We start from the raw sequence: 21,286 nt of genomic DNA on the forward strand, positions 1-21,286 counted from the left end.
GCAGGCCGCGCCCGACCTTGGTACATCTCGGTACATATGCCGGGCGCGCGGACCACGGCCCGCCGCTGACCTGAGACGGACTAAAGAATGACCCCCATCCTCATCGCCGAGCAGGTGCTGAACGGGCTGCAATCCGGCGTCATGCTGTTTCTCATGGCCGCAGGACTGACGCTGATCTTCGGCGTCATGGGGTTGATCAACCTCGCCCATGGCTCGCTCTACATGGTCGGCGCTTTCGCCGCAGCCGCGACTGCCGCGGCCACAGGCTCGTTCGTGCTGGCGCTGGTTGCCGCGCTGGCCGCCGCCGCCGCCGCGGGCGCAATGGTCGAGCGGCTGGTGATCCGGCGGCTCTATGACCGCGACCACCTTGATCAGGTGCTGGCCACCTTCGCGCTGATCCTGATCTTCTCGGAAGGCACGCGCTGGATTTTCGGATCCTTCCCGCTCTATCTCGATATCCCCGAGGCGCTTTCGGGGCCGGTCACCCTGCCGGGCGGCATCCAATACCCGCTTTACCGGCTGTTCATCATCGGCATGGGCCTTGTGGTGGCGGCGCTGCTGTTCTGGCTGATCGCGCGCACGCGGCTCGGCATCCGCATCCGCGCCGGTGAGAACGACCGCGAGATGATCGCCGCGCTCGGCGTCGACATCGCCCGGCTCTACACGCTGGTCTTTGCCCTCGGCGCGGCGCTGGCCGGACTGGCGGGCGCGCTGGTGGGGGCGATCCAGTCGGTGCAGGTGGGCATGGGCGAGCCGGTGCTGATCCTTGCCTTCGTGGTGATCGTGATCGGCGGCATCGGCTCGATCGAAGGGGCGCTGATCGGCGCGATCCTCGTCGGGCTCACGGATACACTGGGCGGCATCTTCCTGCCGCAGATCTTCGGGCTGTTCATGGACCCCGCCGCCGCCACGCAGACCGGGGCGGCGCTGGCCTCGATGGCGATCTACGTGCTGATGGCGGCGGTTTTGGTCTGGAAACCCACCGGCCTCTTCGGGGCGAAATCATGAGCCGCGAACGTATCCTCGGCGCGGTGGTGCTGCTGGCGCTCGGCCTCGTGCCACTGGCGGCGCATGTCATGGGCGAGCCCTTTACCATCACGCTGGCGACCCGCGCAGCGATCCTCGCGCTGGCCGCGGTGGGGCTGAACATCGCGCTGGGGATCGGCGGGCTGGTGAGCCTCGGCCACGCGACCTTCTTTGGCATCGGCGGCTATGCCATGGGCATCCTCGCCAGCCATGTGCAGAACTACGAGCCGATGGTCGAATGGCCGTTCCTCTTCGAAGGCTCCACCTTGATGCCCTTCATCTGGCTGGTGGCGGTTCTGGCCTCGGCGCTGGCGGCATGGCTCATTGGCCTCTTGGCGCTGCGCACCTCGGGCGTCTACTTCATCATGATCACCCTCGCCTTCGGGCAGATGTTCTACTTCTTCTCGATCTCGTGGAGCGCCTATGGCGGCGAGGATGGGCTGTCGATCTACGTGCGCAACGGCTTTCCGGGGCTGAACACGCTCGACCCGATCCAGTTCTTCGGCCTGTGCTACGCGGTACTCTGCGTGGTGCTTCTCGGCGCGCATCTGCTGGCGCGCAGCCCTTTCGGCCTCGCGCTCGGCGCGGCGCGGCAGAGCCCCGAGCGGGTGCGTGCGGTGGGCCTCGACCCGAAACGCCTGCGACTGGTGGGCTTTGTCATCTCCGGCGCAATCACTGGTCTGGCGGGGGCGCTTTTCGCCGATCTCAACCGCTTCGTCAGCCCGACGATGTTCAGCTGGCAAACCAGCGGCGAGATCATGGTCTTCATCATCCTCGGCGGCGTTGGGCGGCTCTTCGGTCCGGTGGTGGGCGCGGCGGTCTTTGTGATGCTGGAGCATTTCCTCGGCGATATGTCCGAGTTCTGGCACATATGGCTGGGCATCCTGCTGCTGGCGGTAGTGCTCTTTGCGCGCGGTGGTCTGGTCGGGCTGCTGGTCGGGCGGGGGAAGGCGCATGACTGAGCCGGTTCTGGAAACCCGCGGGCTGGTGAAATCCTTTGGCGCGCTGCGCGCCTCGGACGGCATCACGCTCGACCTGCGCCCCGGAGAGATCCACGCGGTGATCGGCCCCAATGGCGCGGGCAAATCGACGATGATCAAACAGCTCTCGGGCAATATCGCGCCCGATGAGGGCACGGTGCAGTTCCTCGGGCGAGATGTCACCGGGCTCAGTACCATGGCCCGCGCGCGCATGGGACTGGCGCGGACCTTTCAGGTCTCGGCGCTGGCGATGGAGGACACGGTGCTGCAGAACGCGCTCTTGGGCGCGCTGGGGGCGACGGGCTCGCCCTATCGGTTCTTCCGTCCTGCGCTGAAACGGGCCGAGCTTAGGGACCGCGCCATGGCCGCGCTCGAGCGCATGGGGCTGGCCGATCACGCCGCCACCGTGGTCAGCGAGCTCAGCCACGGCCAGCGCCGTCAGCTTGAGGTCGCGGTGGCGCTGACCCTGCAGCCCAAGGCCTTTTTGATGGACGAGCCGATGGCGGGGCTGGGCGGCGAAGGCTCCAAGCAATTGACCGGCGTGCTCTCGGCCCTGCGCGCCGAGGCGCCGATCCTGCTGATTGAACATGACATGGACGCGGTGTTTGCCCTCGCCGACCGCATCTCGGTGCTGGTCTACGGGCGCATCATCGCCACCGGCACGGTCGATGAGATCCGCCGCAGCCCCGAGGTGCGCGATGCCTATCTGGGGGATGCTGTATGAGCCTGCTGGAACTGCACGACATCACCGCCTCTTACGGGGCTTCGCAGGCGCTCTTTGGGGTGTCGCTGGAGATCGAAGAGAGCGAGGTGCTCGCGCTCATGGGCCGCAACGGCATGGGCAAAAGCACCACGGTGCGCTGCCTGTGCGGGATGATGCCCGCCGGGGGCACGCGCCGCTTTGCCGGGCAGGACATCGCGAAACTGCCCTCGCACAGGGTGGCGCGGCTGGGGGTGGGACTGGTGCCCGAGGGGCGGCGCTGCTTCCGCGATCTTTCGGTGACCGAGAACCTCATCGCCGCGGCGCGTCCCGGCGCATGGGATCAGGCGCGGGTCGAGGCGCTGTTCCCCCGGCTCGCCGAACGGCGCGGGCAGGTGGCGGGGACGCTTTCGGGGGGCGAGCAACAAATGCTGGCGATCGGGCGCGCGCTGATGACCAACCCGCGGCTCTTGGTGCTGGACGAGGCGACCGAAGGGCTTGCGCCACTGGTGCGGCAGGAAATCTGGGACGCGCTGGCAGTGCTCAAGCGCGACAGTGGGCTGTCGATCCTCGTGGTGGACAAGGCGCTGGCGGAACTGGCGCAGGTGGCTGACCGCGCGGTGATCCTCGAGCGCGGGAAATCCGTCTGGGACGGGGTGTTCGCCGAGGTGAAAGGCGAGGTCGCGGAGCGCTATCTCGGGGTGTGAGGACGCCCGGCGGCTGCGCCTTGATCCCGGGCGGGGTATGGTGCGGTGGCGGACCGAAAGAAAAAGGGGCGGGAAAACTCCCGCCCCTTTCAGAACCTTGATCCCGCTGGCTTACGCCTGCAGCGACTTCACGACCAGCTCGCCTTCTTCGCGGGCCTTCATCGCCAGTGCAGCGGCGTGGGCACCTGCGGCGGTGGTGTAGTAGGGGATCTTGTCATAGAGCGCGACCGAGCGGATTTCGCGCGAGTCCGAGATCGACGCCGCGCCTTCGGTGGTGTTGAGCACCAGTTGCACGCCGCCATCCTTTAGCAGATCGACCACATTCGGACGGCCCTCGTAGACCTTCTTGACCACCTCGCAGGTGATGCCCGCTTCTTTGAGGAAGCTGGCGGTGCCGACGGTGGCGAGGATCTTGAAGCCAAGGCCAGCGAGCGTCTGCGCGGTCTCGATCATCTGCGGGGTCTTGTCCTCGTCGCGGATCGAGATGAACACCGCGCCGCCGGTCGGCAGATGCGTGCCTGCGCCCATCTGTGCCTTGAGGAAGGCGCGCGGGAACGAGCGATCCCAGCCCATGACTTCGCCGGTCGAGCGCATTTCCGGCCCGAGGATCGTGTCGACGCCGGGGAAGCGGGCGAAGGGCAGCACCGCTTCCTTCACCGAGAACCACGGCATGTTCGGGTCGGCCAGCGTCATCGGATCGGCCAGCGGCAGCGCCGTGTCGTAATCGGCATCCGCCGGATAGGCTTCGCGCAGGGGGAAGGCCGAGAGCTTCTCGCCCGCCATGATGCGCGCGGCGATCGAGGCGATGGCGCTGTCGGTTGCCTTGGCGACGAAGGGCACGGTCCGCGAGGCGCGCGGGTTCACCTCGATGAGGTAAATCTCGCCGCCCTTGATGGCGAACTGCACGTTCATCAGGCCCACGACGTTGAGCGCCTTGGCCAGCGCTTCGGTCTGACGCTTGATCTCGTCGATGATGTCGGCCGAGAGCGAGAAGGGCGGCAGCGAGCAGGCGCTGTCGCCAGAGTGCACGCCAGCCTCTTCGATGTGCTGCATGATGCCCGCCACATGCACGCCCTCGCCGTCGCAGAGCGCGTCGACGTCAAGCTCGATGGCGCCCGAGAGGTAGCTGTCGAGCAGCACCGGGCTGTCACCGGAAACCACCACGGCCTCGGCGATGTAGCGTTCGAGGTGTGCCATGTCGCGGACGATCTCCATCGCGCGGCCCCCCAGCACGTAGGAGGGGCGGATCACCAGCGGGAAGCCGATCTCGTCGGCGATGGCCAGCGCCTGCGCGTCGGTCGAGGCGATGCCGTTGCGCGGCTGCTTGAGGCCAAGCTGGTTGACCAGAGCCTGGAAGCGCTCGCGGTCTTCGGCGAGGTCGATGGCGTCGGGCGTGGTGCCGAGGATCGGGATGCCCTCTGCCTCGAGCGCATTGGCCAGCTTCAGCGGGGTCTGGCCGCCGAACTGCACGATGACGCCGTGCAGCGTGCCATTGTCCTGCTCGACCCGAAGGATTTCCATCACGTGCTCGAAGGTCAGCGGTTCGAAATACAGGCGGTCCGAGGTGTCGTAGTCGGTCGACACGGTCTCGGGGTTGCAGTTGACCATGATGGTCTCATAGCCCGCGTCGGTCAGCGCAAAGCAGGCGTGGCAGCAGCAGTAGTCGAACTCGATGCCCTGACCGATGCGGTTGGGCCCGCCGCCGAGGATCACAACCTTCTTGCGGTCCGAGGGGCGCGCCTCGCATTCCACCTCGCCCATCATGGGCATCTCGTAGGTCGAATACATATAGGGCGTCTGCGCCTCAAATTCGGCGGCGCAGGTGTCGATGCGCTTGAAGCTGGCGACGACGCCAAGCTCGGTGCGGCGCTTGCGCACGTCCTTTTCGGCAAAGCCGGTGAGCGCGGCGAGGCGGGCATCGGTGAAGCCCATGATCTTCAGCGCGCGCAGGCCTTCGGCATCGGTCGGCAGACCGTTCTGACGCACCTGCTCTTCGGCCTCGACGATCTCGCGGATACGGGCGAGGAACCACGGGTCGAACATGGTCACGCCGTGAATCTCGTCATCCGACAGGCCGTGACGCATCGCCTGCGCGATGGTGCGCATGCGGTCGGGGGTCTGCTGGCTGATCGCCTTGATCACTGCCGATTTCTCGGGAGCGCCGGGGATGTCCACCTCGTCAAAGCCCGACAGGCCCGATTCCATCGAGGTCAGCGCCTTCTGCAGCGATTCGTGGATGGTCCGGCCGATCGCCATCGCTTCGCCCACCGATTTCATCGCGGTGGTGAGATAGGGCTCGGATCCGGGGAACTTCTCGAAGGCGAATTTCGGGATCTTGGTGACGACATAGTCGATGGTCGGCTCGAAGGAGGCCGGGGTCACCTTGGTGATGTCGTTGTCCAGTTCGTCGAGCGTGTAGCCCACGGCCAGCTTCGCGGCGATCTTGGCAATCGGGAAGCCGGTGGCCTTGGATGCCAGAGCCGAGGAGCGCGACACGCGCGGGTTCATCTCGATCACGACCATGCGGCCATTCTCGGGGTTCACCGCCCACTGCACGTTGGAGCCGCCGGTCTCGACCCCGATCTCGCGCAGCACGGCGATCGAGCCGTTGCGCATGATCTGATATTCCTTGTCGGTCAACGTCAGCGCCGGGGCCACGGTGATCGAATCGCCGGTGTGCACGCCCATGGGATCGACGTTCTCGATGGCGCAGACGATGATCGCGTTGTCCGCCTTGTCGCGGACGACCTCCATCTCGAACTCTTTCCAGCCCAGCAGCGACTCGTCGACGAGGATCTGGTTCACCGGCGAGGCATCCATGCCCGAGCGGCAGTAATGCATGTAGTCTTCGCGGTTATACGCAACGCCGCCGCCGGTGCCGCCGAGGGTGAAGGCGGGGCGGATGATCGCTGGCAGGCCGACGGTTTCAAGCGCATCGAGCGCGATCTGCACGCCAGCGTCGAGATCGGCCTTGCCGTCGGGCTTGGTGGGGGCGGTGACGATGGTCGCCGCCGGGTTTTCAAGGCCGATGCGGTCCATCGCTTCGCGGAACAGGGCGCGGTCTTCGGCCATCTCGATGGCTTCGCGCTTGGCGCCGATCATTTCGACGCCGAATTTTTCCAGAACGCCCATTTCCTCGAGCTTGAGCGAGGTGTTGAGGCCGGTCTGGCCACCCATGGTGGGCAGCAGCGCGTCGGGGCGCTCTTTTTCGATGATCTTGGCGACGACCTCGGGGGTGATCGGCTCGATGTAGGTGGCATCGGCGAGCCCGGGGTCGGTCATGATCGTGGCCGGGTTCGAGTTCACCAGAATGACCCGGTAACCTTCTTCGCGCAGCGCTTTACAGGCCTGAGCACCGGAGTAGTCGAATTCGCAGGCTTGCCCGATGATGATGGGCCCCGCTCCGATGATCATGATGGATTTGATATCGGTTCTTTTAGGCATGGGGGCACCTTTATGTCATGTCGATCACGGTCGGGCAGGGGGCAGCACGCGACGGAGTCGCCGCTCCCCGCAAATTGTCGTGCGTTATAGACAGAAGCTTTGCCCACGCAACCCCAGATCCGCCTTGTTTTCCTCCTCAGAGCAAAACTCGGTGACAGCCGCGCGACATCACAGGTGTCGCGGCGTCATGTCGCCGGGTCTCTAAGACCTTCGTCTGGCGCGTGGAATCAAAGAAGCGGCCCGCCCGCTGTGGGAAGGCGCTGCACTGTGCCGAAGGCGGCACGAAATCACTGCGCGGCGTGCAGCAGTTCCTGCGCGTCGTGGCCGTAAAGATAGTCGCGCGTCGTCGGCACGGCATACTGCTTGTGCGCGATCTGCAGGTGGAAGACGCCTTGCCGGGTCTCCTCGAAGGCCGCCTCGCAGACCGCGAGATAAAAGCGCCACATGCGGATGAAGCGCTCGTCATAGCCCAGCTCGCGCACCTTCGGCAGCGCCGCTTCGAAACGCCGCCGCCAGTGGTTGAGCGTCGGGCCATAATGGCCGCGCAGCACCTCGACATCGGCTGTCCAGAGACCGGATTTTTCGACGGAGGCAGAGACCTCCGAAAGGCTGGGCACATAACCGCCCGGGAAAATATATTTGTCGATCCACGGAGAGGTGGGCACCGGCGGCGCGGTGTGGCCAATGGTGTGGATCAGCGCCACGCCATCGGGCTTCAGCACGTCCTGCACCTTCGCGAAATAGTCCTGCAGATGCGGGAAGCCCACGTGCTCCAGCATGCCGACCGAGACCACGCGGTCGAATTTGTCCTCGATCTTGCGGTAATCGAGCAGGCGGAACTCGGTCTTGTCGGCCAGTCCCGCCGCTTCGGCGCGTTGCTTGGCGGTGGCCAATTGGTTCTCTGACAGGGTGACGCCGGTGACATGCACGCCGTAGTCGCGGGCCAATGTCAGCGCCATGCCGCCCCAGCCGCAGCCAATATCCAGCACCTTCATGCCCGGCTTGAGCAGCAGCTTATGGGCAATGTGGTCTTTCTTGGCGCGCTGCGCGTCCTCAAGGCTCATGTCCGGGTCGCGGAAATAGGCGCAGGAATACTGCATGTCCTCGTCGAGAAAGAGCCGGTAGAGGTCGTCCGAGATATCATAATGGTGCTGAACGTTCGATTGCGAACGCAGCGGATTGTTCCGCTGTTCGAGCCCGCGCAGACCCACACGCATCCTGTCCATCGCAACGAACCATGAGGGCATCTGTCCGGATTGCTGATTGCGGATCAGCAGCGCGAGGAAATCGTAGAGCTTGTGCGGGGGACAGTCGATGCGGCCATCCATGTAGCCCTCGCCAAGCGCCATCACCGGATGCTGGCACAGATCCTTGATGATCGACGTGTCGGTGATCGTGACCTCGGCTTCGGGGCCGCCGCCCGGTCCGAACTCATGCAGCGCTCCGTCGGGGGCCGTGATCTTCAGCCGACCCTCAACGATCAGCCGTTTCAACATTCTTTCGAGTATGGATACCCACATAATCAGACCCCCTTAACTCGGATTTGTTTGAAAACGGTTGAAAACGTTTGGAATCGAAAAAAGGTTCCCAGACGTTACAACGCGAACGAAATATGGCAAATCCCAGTGGCGTCCCTTGACTTCCCCACGCTCTAGCGGTGTATCGGCGCCTAACTTTCCAGCAGTTTCCGAAGGGCAAGACCCATGCATGCCTATCGCAGCCATACCTGCGCAGATCTGACCAACGCCAACGTCGGCGAAACCGTCCGCCTCTCCGGTTGGGTGAACCGCATTCGCGATCACGGCGGCATCCTGTTCATCGACCTGCGCGATACCTACGGGATCACGCAGGTGCTCTGTGACCCCGACAGCGCCGCCTTCGCGGATGTCGAAAAGGTCCGCGCCGAATATTGCATCCGCATCGACGGCGAGGTGAAAGCCCGCGATCCCGAACTGGTGAACCCCAAGCTGCCCACCGGCGAGATCGAGGTGTTCATCCGCGAGATCGAAGTGCTGGGCGCCTCGAACGAACTGCCGCTGATGGTGTTCGGCGAGCAGGAGTACCCGGAAGAGACCCGCCTGCGCTATCGCTACCTCGACCTGCGCCGTGAGAGCATGCAGCGCAACATGACCCTGCGCTCGGATGTGGTCGCCTCGATCCGCCGCCGCATGTGGGACAAGAACTTCCGCGAGTTCCAGACGCCGATCATCACCGCGTCCTCGCCCGAAGGCGCACGCGACTTCCTCGTTCCGTCGCGTCTGCACCCGGGCAAGTTCTACGCGCTGCCGCAGGCGCCGCAGCAGTTCAAGCAGCTGATCATGGTGTCGGGCTACGACAAATACTTCCAGATCGCGCCCTGCTTCCGCGACGAGGACCCGCGCGCCGACCGCTCGCCCACCGACTTCTACCAGCTCGACATGGAGATGAGCTTTGTCACCCAGCAGGACGTGTTCGACACGATCTCGCCGGTGATCGCGGGCATCTTCGAAGAGTTCGGCGGTGGCCGGAACGTCGATGCGCCCGGCGAGTGGCCGCAGATCTCCTATCGGGACGCGGCGCTGTGGTACGGCACCGACAAGCCCGACCTGCGCAACCCGATCAAGATGCAGGACTGCTCCGAGCACTTCCGCGGCTCGGGTTTCGCGATCTTCGCCAAGCTGCTTGAGCAGGAAGGCACCGAGGTCCGCGCCATCCCCGCGCCCACCGGCGGCTCGCGCAAGTTCTGCGACCGGATGAACGCCTTCGCCCAGAAAGAGGGTCTGCCCGGCATGGGCTACATCTTCTGGCGCGATCAGGGCGAAGGCATCGAGGCCGCAGGCCCGCTCGCCAAGAACATCGGCCCCGAGCGCACCGAGGCGATCCGCCAGCAGCTTGGTCTGGATGTCGGCGACGCGGCCTTCTTCCTTGGCGGCAAACCCTCGAGCTTCGAGCGTGTGGCGGGCAAGGCGCGCGACGTCATCGGCGCCGAGCTGAAGCTGACCGACGAGAACCGTTTCGCCTTTGCCTGGATCGTCGACTTCCCGATCTACGAGAAGGACGATGAGACCGGCGATATCGACTTCGAGCACAACCCGTTCTCGATGCCGCAGGGCGGTATGGACGCGCTGAACGGCGATCCGCTCGACGTGCGCGGCTTCCAGTACGACCTTGCGTGCAACGGCTACGAGCTGGTCTCGGGCGCGATCCGGAACCACAAGCCGGACGTCATGCTGAAGGCCTTCGAGATCGCTGGCTACGGCGAGGAAGAAGTGAAGAGCCGCTTTGGCGCGCTCTATCAGGCCTTCCACTACGGCGCGCCGCCGCACGGTGGCTGCGCTGCGGGCATCGACCGGATCGTGATGCTGCTGGCGGATGAACAGAACATCCGCGAGGTCATCATGTTCCCGATGAACCAGCGCGCCGAGGACCTGATGATGCAGGCCCCCTCCGAGCCCAGCTCGGACCAGCTGATGGAACTGTCGCTGCGGGTCATCCCGCAGGAGTGATCCAGATGCTCGAGACGCTCAGATCCCGCGGCTTCGATGTCGAAGTGCGCAACCATGCCGCGGCGATTCTGAGCGTCGACTTCCCTGAAGAAACCGCCGAACTGGTCGAGACGCTTTCGGAGTTCAGCATCGAACTTTCCGAGCTAATCGCCGGTGGCGGCGGCGAGTCGGGGCAGACCCAGCGCTTGCGGCGCGCGCTCAGCGCCCGCGGCTGGGAGAAGCACAACTTCCTTGTCCAGACCATCGTCGACGGCGTGGAGCGCGATTCGATCTCGCATGAGATCGACCACGTGCGCCGCGCCGGGGCGGGGCGGCTGGCGCTCGAGATCGAGTGGAACAACAAGGACCCGTTCTTCGACCGCGATCTCGAGAATTTCCAGCGTCTGCACGCGCAGTCGGCGATCTCGCTGGGGATCGTGGTCACGCGCGGCTCGACGCTTCAGGACCGCATGCTGCCGCGCATCCGAAGCTGGCTGGAAGCGAACGGGTTGCAGTCGGAGGAAGACCTGCAGCGGCTCGGCATCGGCGATCGCACCGCCAAGCAGCGCGCCGCGGTCGAGGCGCAGGTGGCCAAGGGCATGACGTTCCCCGAAGCCTTTGCGCGCAAGTTCGTCGCCGACAAATTCGGCACCGCCACCACCCATTGGTCGAAACTCGAAGAGCGCGTGCGCCGCGGCGTCGGCAATCCCTGCCCGCTGGTGCTGATCGGTCTGCCGGACGCGATTCTTCAGGGCTAGGGGCCGGATTTTTCTGGGATCGAAGCGCTGATCCGCCCGGAACAAGGCCGAAGGCCGCCGGGCGAGCGCTGGCCCGTCCCCACGGGCTGGCGCTTTGTCATTTCAGCACGGTGTTCAGGTGTCGCGCGGACTTGGCTGGCATAAAGCGCAGACCACAGCCGTTGCAGCGCCACCCCACGGGCCCGCGCTCGCCCGGCTCGCGTCGCGCCGCGACGTTACTCCGCCGCGACGCCCGAGTTGTAGGAATAGGTTTTCCACGTCGGCTTGTAGTCGGCGTCGGCCTGATTGCCCCAGACCGTCCAGCCGTCGCGCACACCGCGGCCGAACATCTCCAGATACGGGCCTTTGGAGCAGCTTTCGATCAGCTCATATTGCTCGTCTGGCTTGCGCGAATGCTCGCGCTTGCGGGTCTGCATCATGTTGACCTGCGCGCGCTCTGGGGTTTCGACCTGCGCGGCCTTGCCGCGGGTGCCGAAGAGCAGCAATTCGGTCACGTTGCGGAAGTAGAAGCCCACGCCGCGCCCGTCAGAGCCGCCATCCTTGCGGATTTTGTGCCAGACGATGTTCGATTTATACTCGAAGCCCCAAGAGCTTAGCACCTGCAGACCCTCGGGCAGCAGCGCGTTCGGCACCCAGAGGTAGCACTGCGCCGCGTCCTGCAGGTGATCGGCCACCGGCAGCGCACAGATTTCCTCGAGCGTCATCGTCGGGTAACGCGCAAGACGCTTGTGCTCGGGGGCGACTTTTCCGGTACGATTGGTGAAACGCCACGGCGGGTCCGCCATGACGGTCCCAAACCGATCATTCCCCAGAAATTCGGATAAATGTTGCGCTGCGCTTTGAGTCATTGACGAAATATAGCCTTCCAGACGCCCCCTTGTCACGCGGCTTTCGTGGCTTGCATGGCGCATTTGCATGTTCTGCGGCATTGCGAACAAAAATGGAACAGCTTGAAGACAGATCGTACATGAAAAAGGGGTGCGACGCCGCAGCGTCACACCCCCGAATGGCGCCTCAAAGGCTTGAGTTCAGTCTTCGAGGTGGTCGGCCTTTTTCTTCTCGATAAGGCCAAGCTCCTTTTCCTTGCGGGTGAGGAAACGCTTGCCGTAGGCGTCGTTGTCTTCCTCGCCGACGACCTTGCGGGCGCGGGTGAAAACCTCGTCCTCTTCTTCTTCCATATGGTGCTCGTAGTCGTGTTTGAGCGTGCGGAAACGGGTGAGCCAGCCCGAGGACGACATGTCCATCTCGTTCAGCTCTTCGAGGATTTCATCCATCTCGGCGTGTTCATGCACCGAGTGGCGGGCGGCGTCCTGACCCCAGGTCTCTTTCATCAGAGCCGAGTAGAACTCTTCCTCTTCGGCGGCGGAATGGGATTTGATCTCGCGGTAGAACTCTCCCCAAGCTTCGCGCCGCTCGGGGCTGTCGCCCTCGGTCTTGTCGATGCGGTCCAGCAGGGTGCGATGGTGTTCATGGTCCTTGGTGATGGCGTCGTAGATCGAGGTCATGTGGCGCTCCGCGTGCAGGTGGCTGGGTGACTAGGTGTTCGGCCCAGCAACGCGGAAAGACGGGCAGGGGTTCCCCGCGATAACCTCAGATCGCCATGCGCCTGTCGAGCCGTTCGCGCAGCACCTGCGCCAAATGGGCCAATGCACTCTCCACCGGTCGCTCTTCTGAGCGGGCCTCGGCAAGATGCGCCGCGGCAGTCTCGAGCGTGGTATCTCCCGCGCTGCGGGCCAAGCCGCCAAGGAATTGCGCCAGATAATCGGCAAGCTGCGGCGCTGGCGTCCCGTCGAGCAGGCTTGCCGCATGGGCGATATCGTCTTGATACGCCAGCGGATCCGGGCGGATCGGATCATCGGGCACCAGCCTGACGCCGCCGGGTCGGCGACCGGGCGGCAGCGCCGCGATGATGGCATTTTGAAAGTGCAGCAGGCTGTGCAGGGGTTTGTCGAGGAACCCGTCGGCGCCCGCAGCCTCGACCAAGGGTTCGGCGAAAGGATCGCCACTGGTGCCCAGCAGCACCGGCAGGCGCGGGCTTTGTTCGGCGAGGTCTTTGATAAGCTCGGCGCCCGACCCGTCCGGCAGGCCAAGATCGACCACCGCGATGGTCGGCCTGTAGAGCGACAGGTGCCGGCGCGCGGCCTGCAGGCAATCGGCGCGGCGGATGCGGGCCCCGCTGCGCAGCGCCATCAGGCGCAATGCGTCGCAGGCATAGCGGCTGTCCTCCACCGCCAGCAGCGTCATCCCCAGCAACGGTCGGGTCGCGGTGGGGCGGGGAGGTTGTGGCGGGAGGCGGTCACTGTCACTCATGGTTGGCACTCATGGTTGTCGCTCATAGTCACTGTCCCTCTAGGTCACACTCGCTGCTGGCATTGACGCAGATACTCACTGGTGGTCTTTGCCATCCTGACGCGCCGTAGCTAATGGGCGGTTAATGGACGCACCCGCTTGCGGCAGGGGGCTCGGGCGCGCGATAACCGGGCGACGCGAGGATTCGAGGGAGAGTGTCATGATCGGTCGTCTCAACCATGTCGCCATTGCCGTGCCCGATCTGGAGGCGGCCTCGGCGATGTACCGCGACACGCTGGGTGCAAAGGTCGGCGCGCCGCAGGATGAGCCGGACCACGGCGTGACCGTGGTGTTCATCGAACTGCCCAACACCAAGATCGAATTGCTCTATCCGCTGGGAGACGAGTCGCCGATTAAGGGCTTCCTCGACAAGAATCCCTCGGGCGGCATCCACCATGTCTGCTACGAGGTGGATGACATCCTTGCGGCGCGCGATCACCTGAAAGAGCAGGGCGCGCGGGTTCTGGGCAATGGCGAGCCGAAGATCGGCGCGCATGGCAAGCCGGTGCTCTTCCTGCACCCCAAGGATTTTCAGGGCACGCTGGTCGAGCTGGAACAGGTCTGAGGGCGCATCATGGCGATCACATCGGGCATCGTTCTCTTCGCGGTCATCTGGTTCATGACCTTCCTGTGCGTGATTCCCCTGCGGCTGAAGACGCAAGGCGACGTCGGCGAGGTGGTGCCGGGCACCCACGCGGGCAGCCCGGAGGTGCATAACCTCAAGCGCAAGGCATGGATCACCACGGGGATCTCTGCCGTGCTATGGGCGATCTTCGCCTCGATCATCCTCAGCGGGATGATCAGCGTGCGCGACATCGACAGCTGGATGTTCAACCGCATGGGGCCGCCGGTGACGGCTGGCGACTGAGCCGCCAGCCTCCCAGACCTGCCCTCAGCCCACGGGCCGTTCGCCGTGGATCCGGTGATAGATGTGGGTGAATGTCGCCGCCCCGAGGATCGGGATCAGCAGGTTCACCAGCGGTACCGAAAGCGGCAGCGCCATCAGCACGCCCGCGACCCAGATCGTCGGCAGATGGCGGCGGCGCAGCACGGCGGCTTGTTCGCGCCCGACCCGGCGCATGGCGGCCAGCGTGAAATATTCCCGCCCCAGCAAAAAGCCGTTCAGCCCCCAGAAGATGAAGGGCGCGAAGGGCGCAAACAGCACGTAGAGCACCAGCGCCACGAGGTTGGCGGCGATCATTACACCGAGAAAGCTCAGCGTGTCGCGCAGCGCTTCGCCCCAGCTCACTTCCATGGCGGGGCCGAGCGCGGGGTAATGCCGGTCTTCGACCGCCTGCGCCACGTCGTCGAGAAAGAACGAAGTGATGGCCGAGGCCACCGGCACCATCAGCACCACCGACAGCAGCAGCATCAGCGGCACCGCGCCCCAGCTGATCGCGGTGTCGACCCATGTCACATCGCCAATCCACGGCAGGGTGACGGTGTCGCCGACCAGCCAGCCCACGACGGTGACGAAGATGAAATAGATCAGCACGAAGAGCCCGACCGTCAGGCCGAGCCCCTTGATCAGCACCGAGCGAAAGCGCGCGTCGCCGATCTGTCCTATGGCGGCGAGGAAAGACGCCGGAATCATGCGTCCATCCACGTGGTGATCGCGTCTAGGTCGGGGCGCGGGCGCTCCGGCGGGGCTGAGGTTTCGGTGCCGATATGGATGAAGCCCGCGACGCTTTCGTTTGCGGCGAGCCCCAGCGTTTCCTCAATGAATCCACGGTCATGCGAGGCCCAGCCGGTCAGCCAGTTGGCCCCCCAGCCCGAAGCCAGCGCGGCATTGAGCAGCGCGAGGCAGACGGCACCGGCGGAATAGGTCTGTTCGAGCGGCGGGATCTTCGGGCTTTCCTTTTGCACCTCGATCACCGCCACGCAGAGCGGGCTGTCGGCGAAGGCGGCGCGTGCCTTGGCGGCTTGATCCGGGTCCACGCCGAGCGCCTCTGCGCGCGGGCCGATGGCAGCTGCCAGCCGGTCGAGCGCGCCGCGCTCCAGCACGATGAAGCGCCACGGCTCCAGCTTGCCGTGATCCGGCGTGCGCGCGGCGGCGGTGAGCAGCGGCAGCAGCGCCTCGCGGTCGGGGGTGGGGCCGGTCAGGGTCTTGGCCGGGCGCGAGCGCCGGCTGAGCAGGAAGTCCATGGCCTGCGGATTGGGGGTGGGCATCGCCGTCTCCTCGTTCAGTCGCCTCCTATGTCTGCCTTTGGCGGCGCGGTTTCAACCGGTTGCGATGCGCGCCGAGCCCGGGTGTGGCGCGGGATGCGCCGGGCGCGATGACTTGATAGGAAGAGCGGAAAAGCTGCGAGGAGCCCCATCATGGCCAAACCCGACCTCACCCATCTCGCCGCGCCCGGGGCGGTGCTGGAGGTCCGCGTGACCCCAAAGGCCTCGCGCAACGAGATCCGCGAGGAGGACGGGCAGATCCGCATCTATGTCACCACCGTGCCGGAGAACGGAAAGGCGAATGACGCCGTGGTCAAACTGCTGTCAAAGGCGCTGGGGGTGCCGAAATCCCGGCTGACGCTGATCCGCGGCGCGACATCGCGCGACAAGGCCTTCCGGGTCGAGGGCTGATCACTCGTCGGTGTCGCTGCCCTGCCTTGTATAGACGCCCTCGGGAAGGCTGATCGCGGCGGCGAGGTCGCGCATCTGCGTCATCGAAAGCGTGATTTTATTCACCCTGTCGGTGCGGGGGTCATATTGCTCGACCGTGACGCATTCCTCGAAGCTCGAGACGACCACGTCTTCCTGAAGATGCGGTTCGCCCTCGTCCACGAGGGTCACAACGGTGGCGTCGAATTCGTGCTCGATACTGAACATGGTCTCAGCCTAGACGCGTAATGCACCGGCAGACAATCCGGAATTTTGGTCGCGTCACGGAAACTTGCGCAGGCGGGGCCGGACGGTGCCCCGCGCGGCGCAGAGCCCAGCCTGCATGGGTCCGGCGGCATTGGGGCGATACGTTTAAGGCACAATGCTGCCATCTGTTGACGGCCGCACTGGCGCGCCCCGCCGGTGGCCCCTATCGTGACCCTATGTCCAGACCCGGAGCGAGCCGCCACATGCGCCGAATTCTGCCCCTTCTGTTTGTCCTGATCTCTGCCTGTACGGCGGTGCCGATCTCGTCGGTGCCCGGGGGCGGCGATCCGCTTGCCGGGACCGGGTCGCGCGCCGCGCAGCAATTCGTCGACGTGGTGGACCGGGTCGAGCCGGTGGCCGAGCAGCAGTGTCGGTCGATCTCTTACAAAGGGTCGAACTGCGATTTCCTGATCGTGGTCGACGACCGCCCGGACGAAGAACCCAACGCCTTTCAGACCCGCGACAGTCAGGGCCGCCCGGTGCTGGCGTTCAACCTCGCGCTGATCCGCGAGGCGCAGAACGCGGACGAACTGGCCTTCGTCATGGGGCATGAGGCGTCGCATCATATTCTTGGCCATCTCGACCGGGTGCAGGAAGATGCCGCAATCGGCGCGATCATCTTTTCGGGCATCGCCGCGATGACCGGCGCCGACGAGGCCTCGGTGCGCAGCGCCGAAGAGTTCGGCGCTTCTGTGGGTGCGCGCACTTTCACCAAGAACTACGAGCTGGAAGCGGACGAGTTGGGCACGGTGATCACCATGCGCGCGGGCTTTGACCCGATCCGCGGTGCGCGGTTCTTCGAGCGTCTGCCCGATCCCGGCAACCGCTTCCTCGGCACCCATCCGCCGAATTCCGCGCGAATCGACGCCGTGCGCCGCACTGTCGCGGCGGTTCAGTCCGGCGGCGGGGTCTGACGTTGATGTGCATCAAGGGCGGCAGCTGCAGCCTTTGATAGGATCACCCCGAGGAAACGGCCATCAGGGCCGAACAACGGGGAGATATGCCATGCCCGGAGCAAGGGATTTCAAACGCCACGCCGCGCTGGTCGACCATATGGCAAGCGCTGTGGGGGTCGATCTTGAAGAGCAGATGATGCGCGGCAAGCTCAGCTTCAGCGCGCTGGAGGATGCGGTATTTGCCTGCACCGGCTGCACCCATCCCGATACCTGCGAACATTGGATCGCCGCACAGAAGGGCAAGGCCGACGCCACGCCTTCCTACTGCCGAAACGCCGATCTCTTCCAGCAGCTTGCAGGGAGGTAAGGCGATGATCTCTGCCTGCATGAAACGCGGTCCGCGCCCGATGCCGCTGGGTGATGAGCGCGCGCATTTCTGGCGCGTGCAGCGGATGGCCCGCGCCACCGGCGTTGATCTGGTGGCGGCGCAGGATCATGGGCTGCTGCCGCAGAGCGACTGGGCCGCGATGGTCGGGCGCTGCCGGGGCTGCCTCTGGGCCGAGGGCTGTGACCGCTGGCTTGGTCATCTCGAACCGATGGAGGCCGGATCCGAGGGCAATGCGCCGCGGGCCTGCCCCGAGGACTGCGTGAACAGCCGCACATTCGCGGCGCTGCAGGGTGAACTCGTCCAAGAGGTGTGAGCGATGCTTGGAGACACGGCGCGGCATTTCTGGATGACCCGCAGCGTGGCACGGGTCATGGGCGTCAACCTCAGCGCGGCGCTGCGCGAGGGACGCCTGAGGGCCGAAGAATATGAGGTTATGGTGGCCGCCTGCCGCGGCTGCGCGCTGGTCGAGCAATGCGAGAAGTGGCTGGCCGTCCAGCATAATGTTGCAAAGGCGCCGCCGCCGGGCTGCCGCATCGCGGGACCGCTGACGCGGCTGAGGCGCCTTCACTGAGCTAGGTGCACTTTTTTGAGAGGGGAGTGCATCCGACTGCGGCCCGTTTCCTGGCAAGCGGGCCGCTTTTTTCTGGCCGGGGGATGCGTCGGCTTATCTTGGCGCGAAAACTCTGCCCAAAAACTGCCCACCGCCGACCTGCTGCGCGCCGCCGCTGCCGCTCACAGCGCGTTCACTTTGACTTGCGCCCGCTCCGCCCGGTAGCTAGTGCCGTCGAAAATTTCTGGAGAACACCCGTATGGTCACGACCCGCTTTGCCGGCGCCGCGCTCGCGCTCGCCCTTTCGCTTGTTTCCGGTGCCGCCTCGGCGCAGGAATTCGTGGCCAAGATCGGCCATCTCGAGAGCACGGCGCAGAGCCGTCACGTGCACCTCGAGAAGGTGGCGGAGCTGGTCAAAGAGCGGACCGGTGGCGCGGTCGAGCTGCAGATCTTCCCGCAGGGCCAGCTGGGCAACCAGCGCCAGATGAACGAAGGCGTGCAGCTTGGCACCATCGAGGGCACCGTGGCCCCCGCCGCCTTCCTTGGCGGTTTCAACCCGGCGGTCTCGATCCTCGATATCCCCTATCTGCTGCCCGAGGATGCCGCCGAGGCGCAGGCCCTGCGCGACGGTCCCTTCGGTCAGGCGCTGCTCGATACCTTCGCCGACAAGGGCATGGTGGCGCTGATGCTCTGGCCCAACGGCAAGAAGCAGTTCACCTCGAACAAGCCGCTCGACAACCTTGCCGATTTTGCCGACCAGAAGTTCCGCGTGATGGACAGCTCGATCCTCATCGAGCAGTTCAACGCGCTTGGTGCTTCGGCCATCGCGCTGCCCTTCGGCGAGCTTTACACCTCGCTGCAGACCGGCGTCGTCGACGGCGAAGAGAACCCGCTCGACACCATCAAGAACATGAAGTTCTACGAAGTGCAGGAGAACGTGGTGATCTCGGATCACGGCGCGATGGAAGATGTGGTGCTGTTCAACCCGATGTTCTGGGAGAGCCTGACGCCCGAGTATCAGGACGTGATCAAGGGCGCCTTCGCCGAGGTCATCCCCGAGCTGACCGCGCATAAGGCCGCCGCCGTGGAAGAGGCGCTGCAGGTGATCAAGGATGCGGGCACCAATGTGCGCGTGGCCTCGCCCGAAGAGCGCGCCGAACTGCGCGAGCTGACCTGGGGTCCGGCGTCGGAGGCGTATCTCGCCAAGGCCGGTGACGCAGGCAAGGCGCTGCTGACGGCCTATGAGGAAGCCACCGCTGAATAAGCCCGTGCCGCGCACGTAGATTTATCAAGACCTTCAAAGGCGCCCGGATCTCCGGGCGCCTCTTTGCAAGCCGCCGCCCGAAAAAGACCCGGAGACCGCCCATGACATTCCTCAACCTGCTGCGAAGGGTCGAGCGCACGATCCTCGTGGTGCTGTTCCTGACCATGGTGGCGCTGTTCTTCGGCTCGGTGGTGATGCGCGAGTTTGGTGGCACCATGGCCAGCCGCTTTGCCTGGATCGAGGAAGCGGTGCGGCTGATGAACCTCTTTCTGGTGTTCCTCGCGCTCGGTCTCGCGCTGGAGCGGGGCAAGCATGTGGGCATCACCAACCTGCGCGACAAGCTGCCCGAGCCCGCGCGGCGCTGGCTGCTGCGCCTGATCGACACGGTGGGGCTGCTGTTCTCGCTCTACGTGGCGTGGCTGGGCGTACAGATGGTGCAGTTCGTGCTCAAATCCGGCCAGACCTCGCCGACGCTGGGCATTCCCATGGGGCTGATCTACCTCGCGCCGGTCATCGGCTTTCTGCTGCTGGCGCTGCGCTACGGGCTGAGCCTCTTTGGTGTGATCGACCGCTTCGCGGCGCAGGCGGAGGCTGAGTGATGCTGATCCTGATCCTGCTCCTTGCGGTCGCGCTGCTGCTGACCGGGTTCGAGATGCTGCTGGTGCTGGGCGTGCCCGCGCTGGCCTACAAAGAGATGTTCTACGCGCGCCTGCCCGACCCGGCGATCGTGCAGAAGATCGTCGGCGGCATCGACCATACCACGCTGCTGGCCATCCCTTTCTTCATCTTTGCCGCCAACCTGATGGGCGCGGGCCAGATCGCCGCGCAGCTGGTCAACGTGGTGAAGGCCCTCGTCGGCCACACCCGCGGCGGCATCGGCCATGTGGTGGTTGGCGGCTCCATGGCCTTTGGCGCGGTCTCGGGCTCGGCCCCGGCCACCGTCGCGGCCATGGGCCGGATGGTCTACCCCGAGATGAAGCGGGCAGGCTACTCCGACAAGTTCAGCCTCGGCCTGCTGGTCGCCAGCGCCGAGACCTCGCTGCTGATCCCGCCCTCGATCACCCTCATCGTCTATGGCTGGATGACCGGCACCTCGATCTCGCGGCTCTTCGCGGGCGGGCTGGCGGTGGGCATCGTGCTTGGCCTCGCCTTCGCGCTCTTCGTCTGGCTGGAAGCGGGCAAGGGCGGCGTCAGCCGCGAGCCGCGCATGCCGTGGTCCGAGCGGCTCTGCGCCATCTGGCAGGCGAAATGGGCGCTGGGGATGCCGGTGATCATTCTGGGCGGCATCTACTCAGGCATCATCACCCCGACCGAGGCGGCGGCGGTCAGCGTGGTCTATGCCATCGTGGTCGAGGCGGTCATCCTGCGCAGCCTGACCTGGCGCGACCTCTTCACCATCACCGAACGCAGCGCGATCAACACCGCGATCATCTTCGTGCTGCTGGCGATGGGCGGGCTGATCTCTTTCTTCGTGACGCTGGCGCAGGTGCCGAACGGGATCATCTCGCTGCTCGACTCGGTGGACGCGGGCTGGATCACTTTCCTGATGGTCGCCAACCTGTGCTTCTTCATCGCGGGCATGTTCATCGACCCGAACTCGGCCATGCTGATCCTTGTGCCGCCGCTCTTTCCCGTGGCGCAATCGCTGGGGATCGACCCGGTGCATTTTGGCATGATCGTCACGCTGAACATCTCTCTGGGGATGATCACGCCGCCCTTTGGGCTCGACATCTTCGTGGCCTCCTCGACGCTGGGCAAACCGGTGACGCAGATCATCGCCGGGGTCTGGCCCTTCGTCGTGGTCAACGTGATCGTGCTGCTGCTGATCACCTACCTGCCGCAGATCTCGCTCTTCGTGCCGAAACTCATCTTCGGCTGAGCCTCTCGGCGCGGCGGCT

General features: G+C 65.1%; 24 protein-coding genes. 16 read left to right on the forward strand and 8 right to left on the reverse strand.

What is annotated here, in order from left to right:
- Nucleotides 1–87 precede the first annotated feature (87 nt).
- The 4 genes from G0A00_RS03475 to G0A00_RS03490 are packed head-to-tail and all read left to right on the forward strand — an operon-like array spanning nt 88 to nt 3,413.
- Nucleotides 88–1,008, forward strand: coding sequence for a branched-chain amino acid ABC transporter permease (locus G0A00_RS03475; protein ID WP_164178724.1), 921 nt, complete (start codon nt 88–90; stop codon nt 1,006–1,008).
- A complete protein-coding gene (locus G0A00_RS03480; RefSeq protein WP_164178726.1) occupies nt 1,005–1,988 on the forward strand; it encodes a branched-chain amino acid ABC transporter permease in 984 nt (327 codons plus the stop codon). Before G0A00_RS03475 ends, G0A00_RS03480 begins: the two co-directional genes overlap by 4 nt.
- Nucleotides 1,981–2,730, forward strand: coding sequence for an ABC transporter ATP-binding protein (locus G0A00_RS03485; RefSeq protein ID WP_164178728.1), 750 nt, complete (start codon nt 1,981–1,983; stop codon nt 2,728–2,730). The genes G0A00_RS03480 and G0A00_RS03485 overlap by 8 nt, the downstream gene beginning before the upstream one ends.
- On the forward strand, nt 2,727–3,413 hold the full coding sequence (locus G0A00_RS03490; protein ID WP_164178730.1) for an ABC transporter ATP-binding protein: 687 nt from the start codon (nt 2,727–2,729) through the stop codon (nt 3,411–3,413). The genes G0A00_RS03485 and G0A00_RS03490 overlap by 4 nt, the downstream gene beginning before the upstream one ends.
- A 111-nt stretch (nt 3,414–3,524) precedes the next feature.
- Here G0A00_RS03490 and carB read toward each other — a convergent pair whose 3' ends face one another.
- Both carB and G0A00_RS03500 read right to left on the reverse strand, forming a co-directional pair.
- Complete coding sequence (gene carB, locus G0A00_RS03495) at nt 3,525–6,857, reverse strand: carbamoyl-phosphate synthase large subunit (protein ID WP_164178740.1); 3,333 nt, start codon at nt 6,855–6,857, stop codon at nt 3,525–3,527.
- A 287-nt stretch (nt 6,858–7,144) separates the two neighbouring features.
- Entirely contained in the window at nt 7,145–8,377 is a 1,233-nt protein-coding gene (locus G0A00_RS03500; protein ID WP_164178742.1) for a cyclopropane-fatty-acyl-phospholipid synthase family protein, read from the reverse strand.
- A gap of 183 nt (nt 8,378–8,560) precedes the next feature.
- On the opposite strand from G0A00_RS03500, the gene aspS reads away from it, so the two are divergent.
- Nucleotides 8,561–10,342, forward strand: coding sequence for an aspartate--tRNA ligase (gene aspS, locus G0A00_RS03505; protein ID WP_164178745.1), 1,782 nt, complete (start codon nt 8,561–8,563; stop codon nt 10,340–10,342).
- A gap of 5 nt (nt 10,343–10,347) precedes the next feature.
- Complete coding sequence (locus G0A00_RS03510; RefSeq protein ID WP_066103011.1) at nt 10,348–11,079, forward strand: BglII/BstYI family type II restriction endonuclease; 732 nt, start codon at nt 10,348–10,350, stop codon at nt 11,077–11,079.
- 215 nt (nt 11,080–11,294) lie between these two features.
- Here G0A00_RS03510 and G0A00_RS03515 read toward each other — a convergent pair whose 3' ends face one another.
- From G0A00_RS03515 to G0A00_RS03525, 3 genes are all read right to left on the reverse strand, one after another.
- On the reverse strand, nt 11,295–11,927 hold the full coding sequence (locus tag G0A00_RS03515; RefSeq protein WP_164178747.1) for an MT-A70 family methyltransferase: 633 nt from the start codon (nt 11,925–11,927) through the stop codon (nt 11,295–11,297).
- A gap of 180 nt (nt 11,928–12,107) precedes the next feature.
- Nucleotides 12,108–12,584 (reverse strand): hemerythrin domain-containing protein, encoded by a 477-nt coding sequence (locus G0A00_RS03520; protein ID WP_164178749.1) that lies wholly within the window; start codon nt 12,582–12,584, stop codon nt 12,108–12,110.
- Nucleotides 12,585–12,669: 85 nt separating this feature from the next.
- Nucleotides 12,670–13,389 carry a response regulator gene (locus G0A00_RS03525; protein WP_164178751.1) on the reverse strand — a complete coding sequence of 240 codons (720 nt, stop codon included), beginning with the start codon at nt 13,387–13,389 and terminating at the stop codon, nt 12,670–12,672.
- A 199-nt stretch (nt 13,390–13,588) separates the two neighbouring features.
- Here G0A00_RS03525 and mce point away from each other — a divergent pair, with 199 nt between their 5' ends.
- Entirely contained in the window at nt 13,589–13,993 is a 405-nt protein-coding gene (gene mce / locus G0A00_RS03530; protein ID WP_164178753.1) for a methylmalonyl-CoA epimerase, read from the forward strand.
- Between the two features lie 9 nt (nt 13,994–14,002).
- Nucleotides 14,003–14,296 carry a DUF1467 family protein gene (locus G0A00_RS03535; protein WP_066102995.1) on the forward strand — a complete coding sequence of 98 codons (294 nt, stop codon included), beginning with the start codon at nt 14,003–14,005 and terminating at the stop codon, nt 14,294–14,296.
- A gap of 24 nt (nt 14,297–14,320) precedes the next feature.
- Here the strand turns inward: G0A00_RS03535 and G0A00_RS03540 are convergent, their stop codons facing one another.
- Entirely contained in the window at nt 14,321–15,022 is a 702-nt protein-coding gene (locus G0A00_RS03540; RefSeq protein ID WP_164178755.1) for an EI24 domain-containing protein, read from the reverse strand.
- A complete protein-coding gene (locus G0A00_RS03545) occupies nt 15,019–15,597 on the reverse strand; it encodes a nitroreductase family protein (RefSeq protein WP_164178757.1) in 579 nt (192 codons plus the stop codon). The genes G0A00_RS03540 and G0A00_RS03545 overlap by 4 nt, the downstream gene beginning before the upstream one ends.
- Nucleotides 15,598–15,747: 150 nt before the next feature.
- Between G0A00_RS03545 and G0A00_RS03550 the strand changes: the two genes are divergently transcribed.
- On the forward strand, nt 15,748–16,005 hold the full coding sequence (locus G0A00_RS03550) for a DUF167 domain-containing protein (RefSeq protein WP_164178759.1): 258 nt from the start codon (nt 15,748–15,750) through the stop codon (nt 16,003–16,005).
- On the opposite strand, the gene G0A00_RS03555 is transcribed toward G0A00_RS03550, so the two are convergent.
- A complete protein-coding gene (locus tag G0A00_RS03555) occupies nt 16,006–16,251 on the reverse strand; it encodes a hypothetical protein (RefSeq protein ID WP_164178761.1) in 246 nt (81 codons plus the stop codon).
- Nucleotides 16,252–16,493: 242 nt separating this feature from the next.
- Between G0A00_RS03555 and G0A00_RS03560 the strand changes: the two genes are divergently transcribed.
- The 7 genes from G0A00_RS03560 to G0A00_RS03590 all read left to right on the forward strand — a co-directional run bounded on the left by G0A00_RS03560 (nt 16,494) and on the right by G0A00_RS03590 (nt 21,267).
- Complete coding sequence (locus tag G0A00_RS03560) at nt 16,494–17,204, forward strand: M48 family metallopeptidase (RefSeq protein WP_164178763.1); 711 nt, start codon at nt 16,494–16,496, stop codon at nt 17,202–17,204.
- Between the two features lie 91 nt (nt 17,205–17,295).
- Nucleotides 17,296–17,553, forward strand: a complete 258-nt coding sequence (locus G0A00_RS03565) for a DUF6455 family protein (RefSeq protein WP_164178765.1) — start codon at nt 17,296–17,298, stop codon at nt 17,551–17,553.
- Between the two features lie 4 nt (nt 17,554–17,557).
- Nucleotides 17,558–17,887: a DUF6455 family protein gene (locus G0A00_RS03570; protein ID WP_203595260.1), complete on the forward strand. Its 330-nt coding sequence runs from the start codon at nt 17,558–17,560 to the stop codon at nt 17,885–17,887.
- Nucleotides 17,888–17,890: 3 nt separating this feature from the next.
- A complete protein-coding gene (locus G0A00_RS03575) occupies nt 17,891–18,145 on the forward strand; it encodes a DUF6455 family protein (protein ID WP_203595261.1) in 255 nt (84 codons plus the stop codon).
- A 238-nt stretch (nt 18,146–18,383) separates the two neighbouring features.
- The gene (locus tag G0A00_RS03580) at nt 18,384–19,388 is read left to right on the forward strand and encodes a TRAP transporter substrate-binding protein (RefSeq protein ID WP_164178766.1); all 1,005 of its coding nucleotides are present in this window, start codon (nt 18,384–18,386) and stop codon (nt 19,386–19,388) included.
- 101 nt (nt 19,389–19,489) lie between these two features.
- Nucleotides 19,490–19,987, forward strand: coding sequence for a TRAP transporter small permease (locus G0A00_RS03585; RefSeq protein ID WP_164178768.1), 498 nt, complete (start codon nt 19,490–19,492; stop codon nt 19,985–19,987).
- Nucleotides 19,987–21,267, forward strand: a complete 1,281-nt coding sequence (locus G0A00_RS03590; RefSeq protein ID WP_164178770.1) for a TRAP transporter large permease — start codon at nt 19,987–19,989, stop codon at nt 21,265–21,267. The genes G0A00_RS03585 and G0A00_RS03590 overlap by 1 nt, the downstream gene beginning before the upstream one ends.
- Nucleotides 21,268–21,286: the final 19 nt, after the last annotated feature.

It is taken from the genome of Salipiger sp. PrR002 (assembly GCF_010500775.1).
Taxonomy (GTDB): Bacteria; Pseudomonadota; Alphaproteobacteria; order Rhodobacterales; family Rhodobacteraceae; genus Salipiger.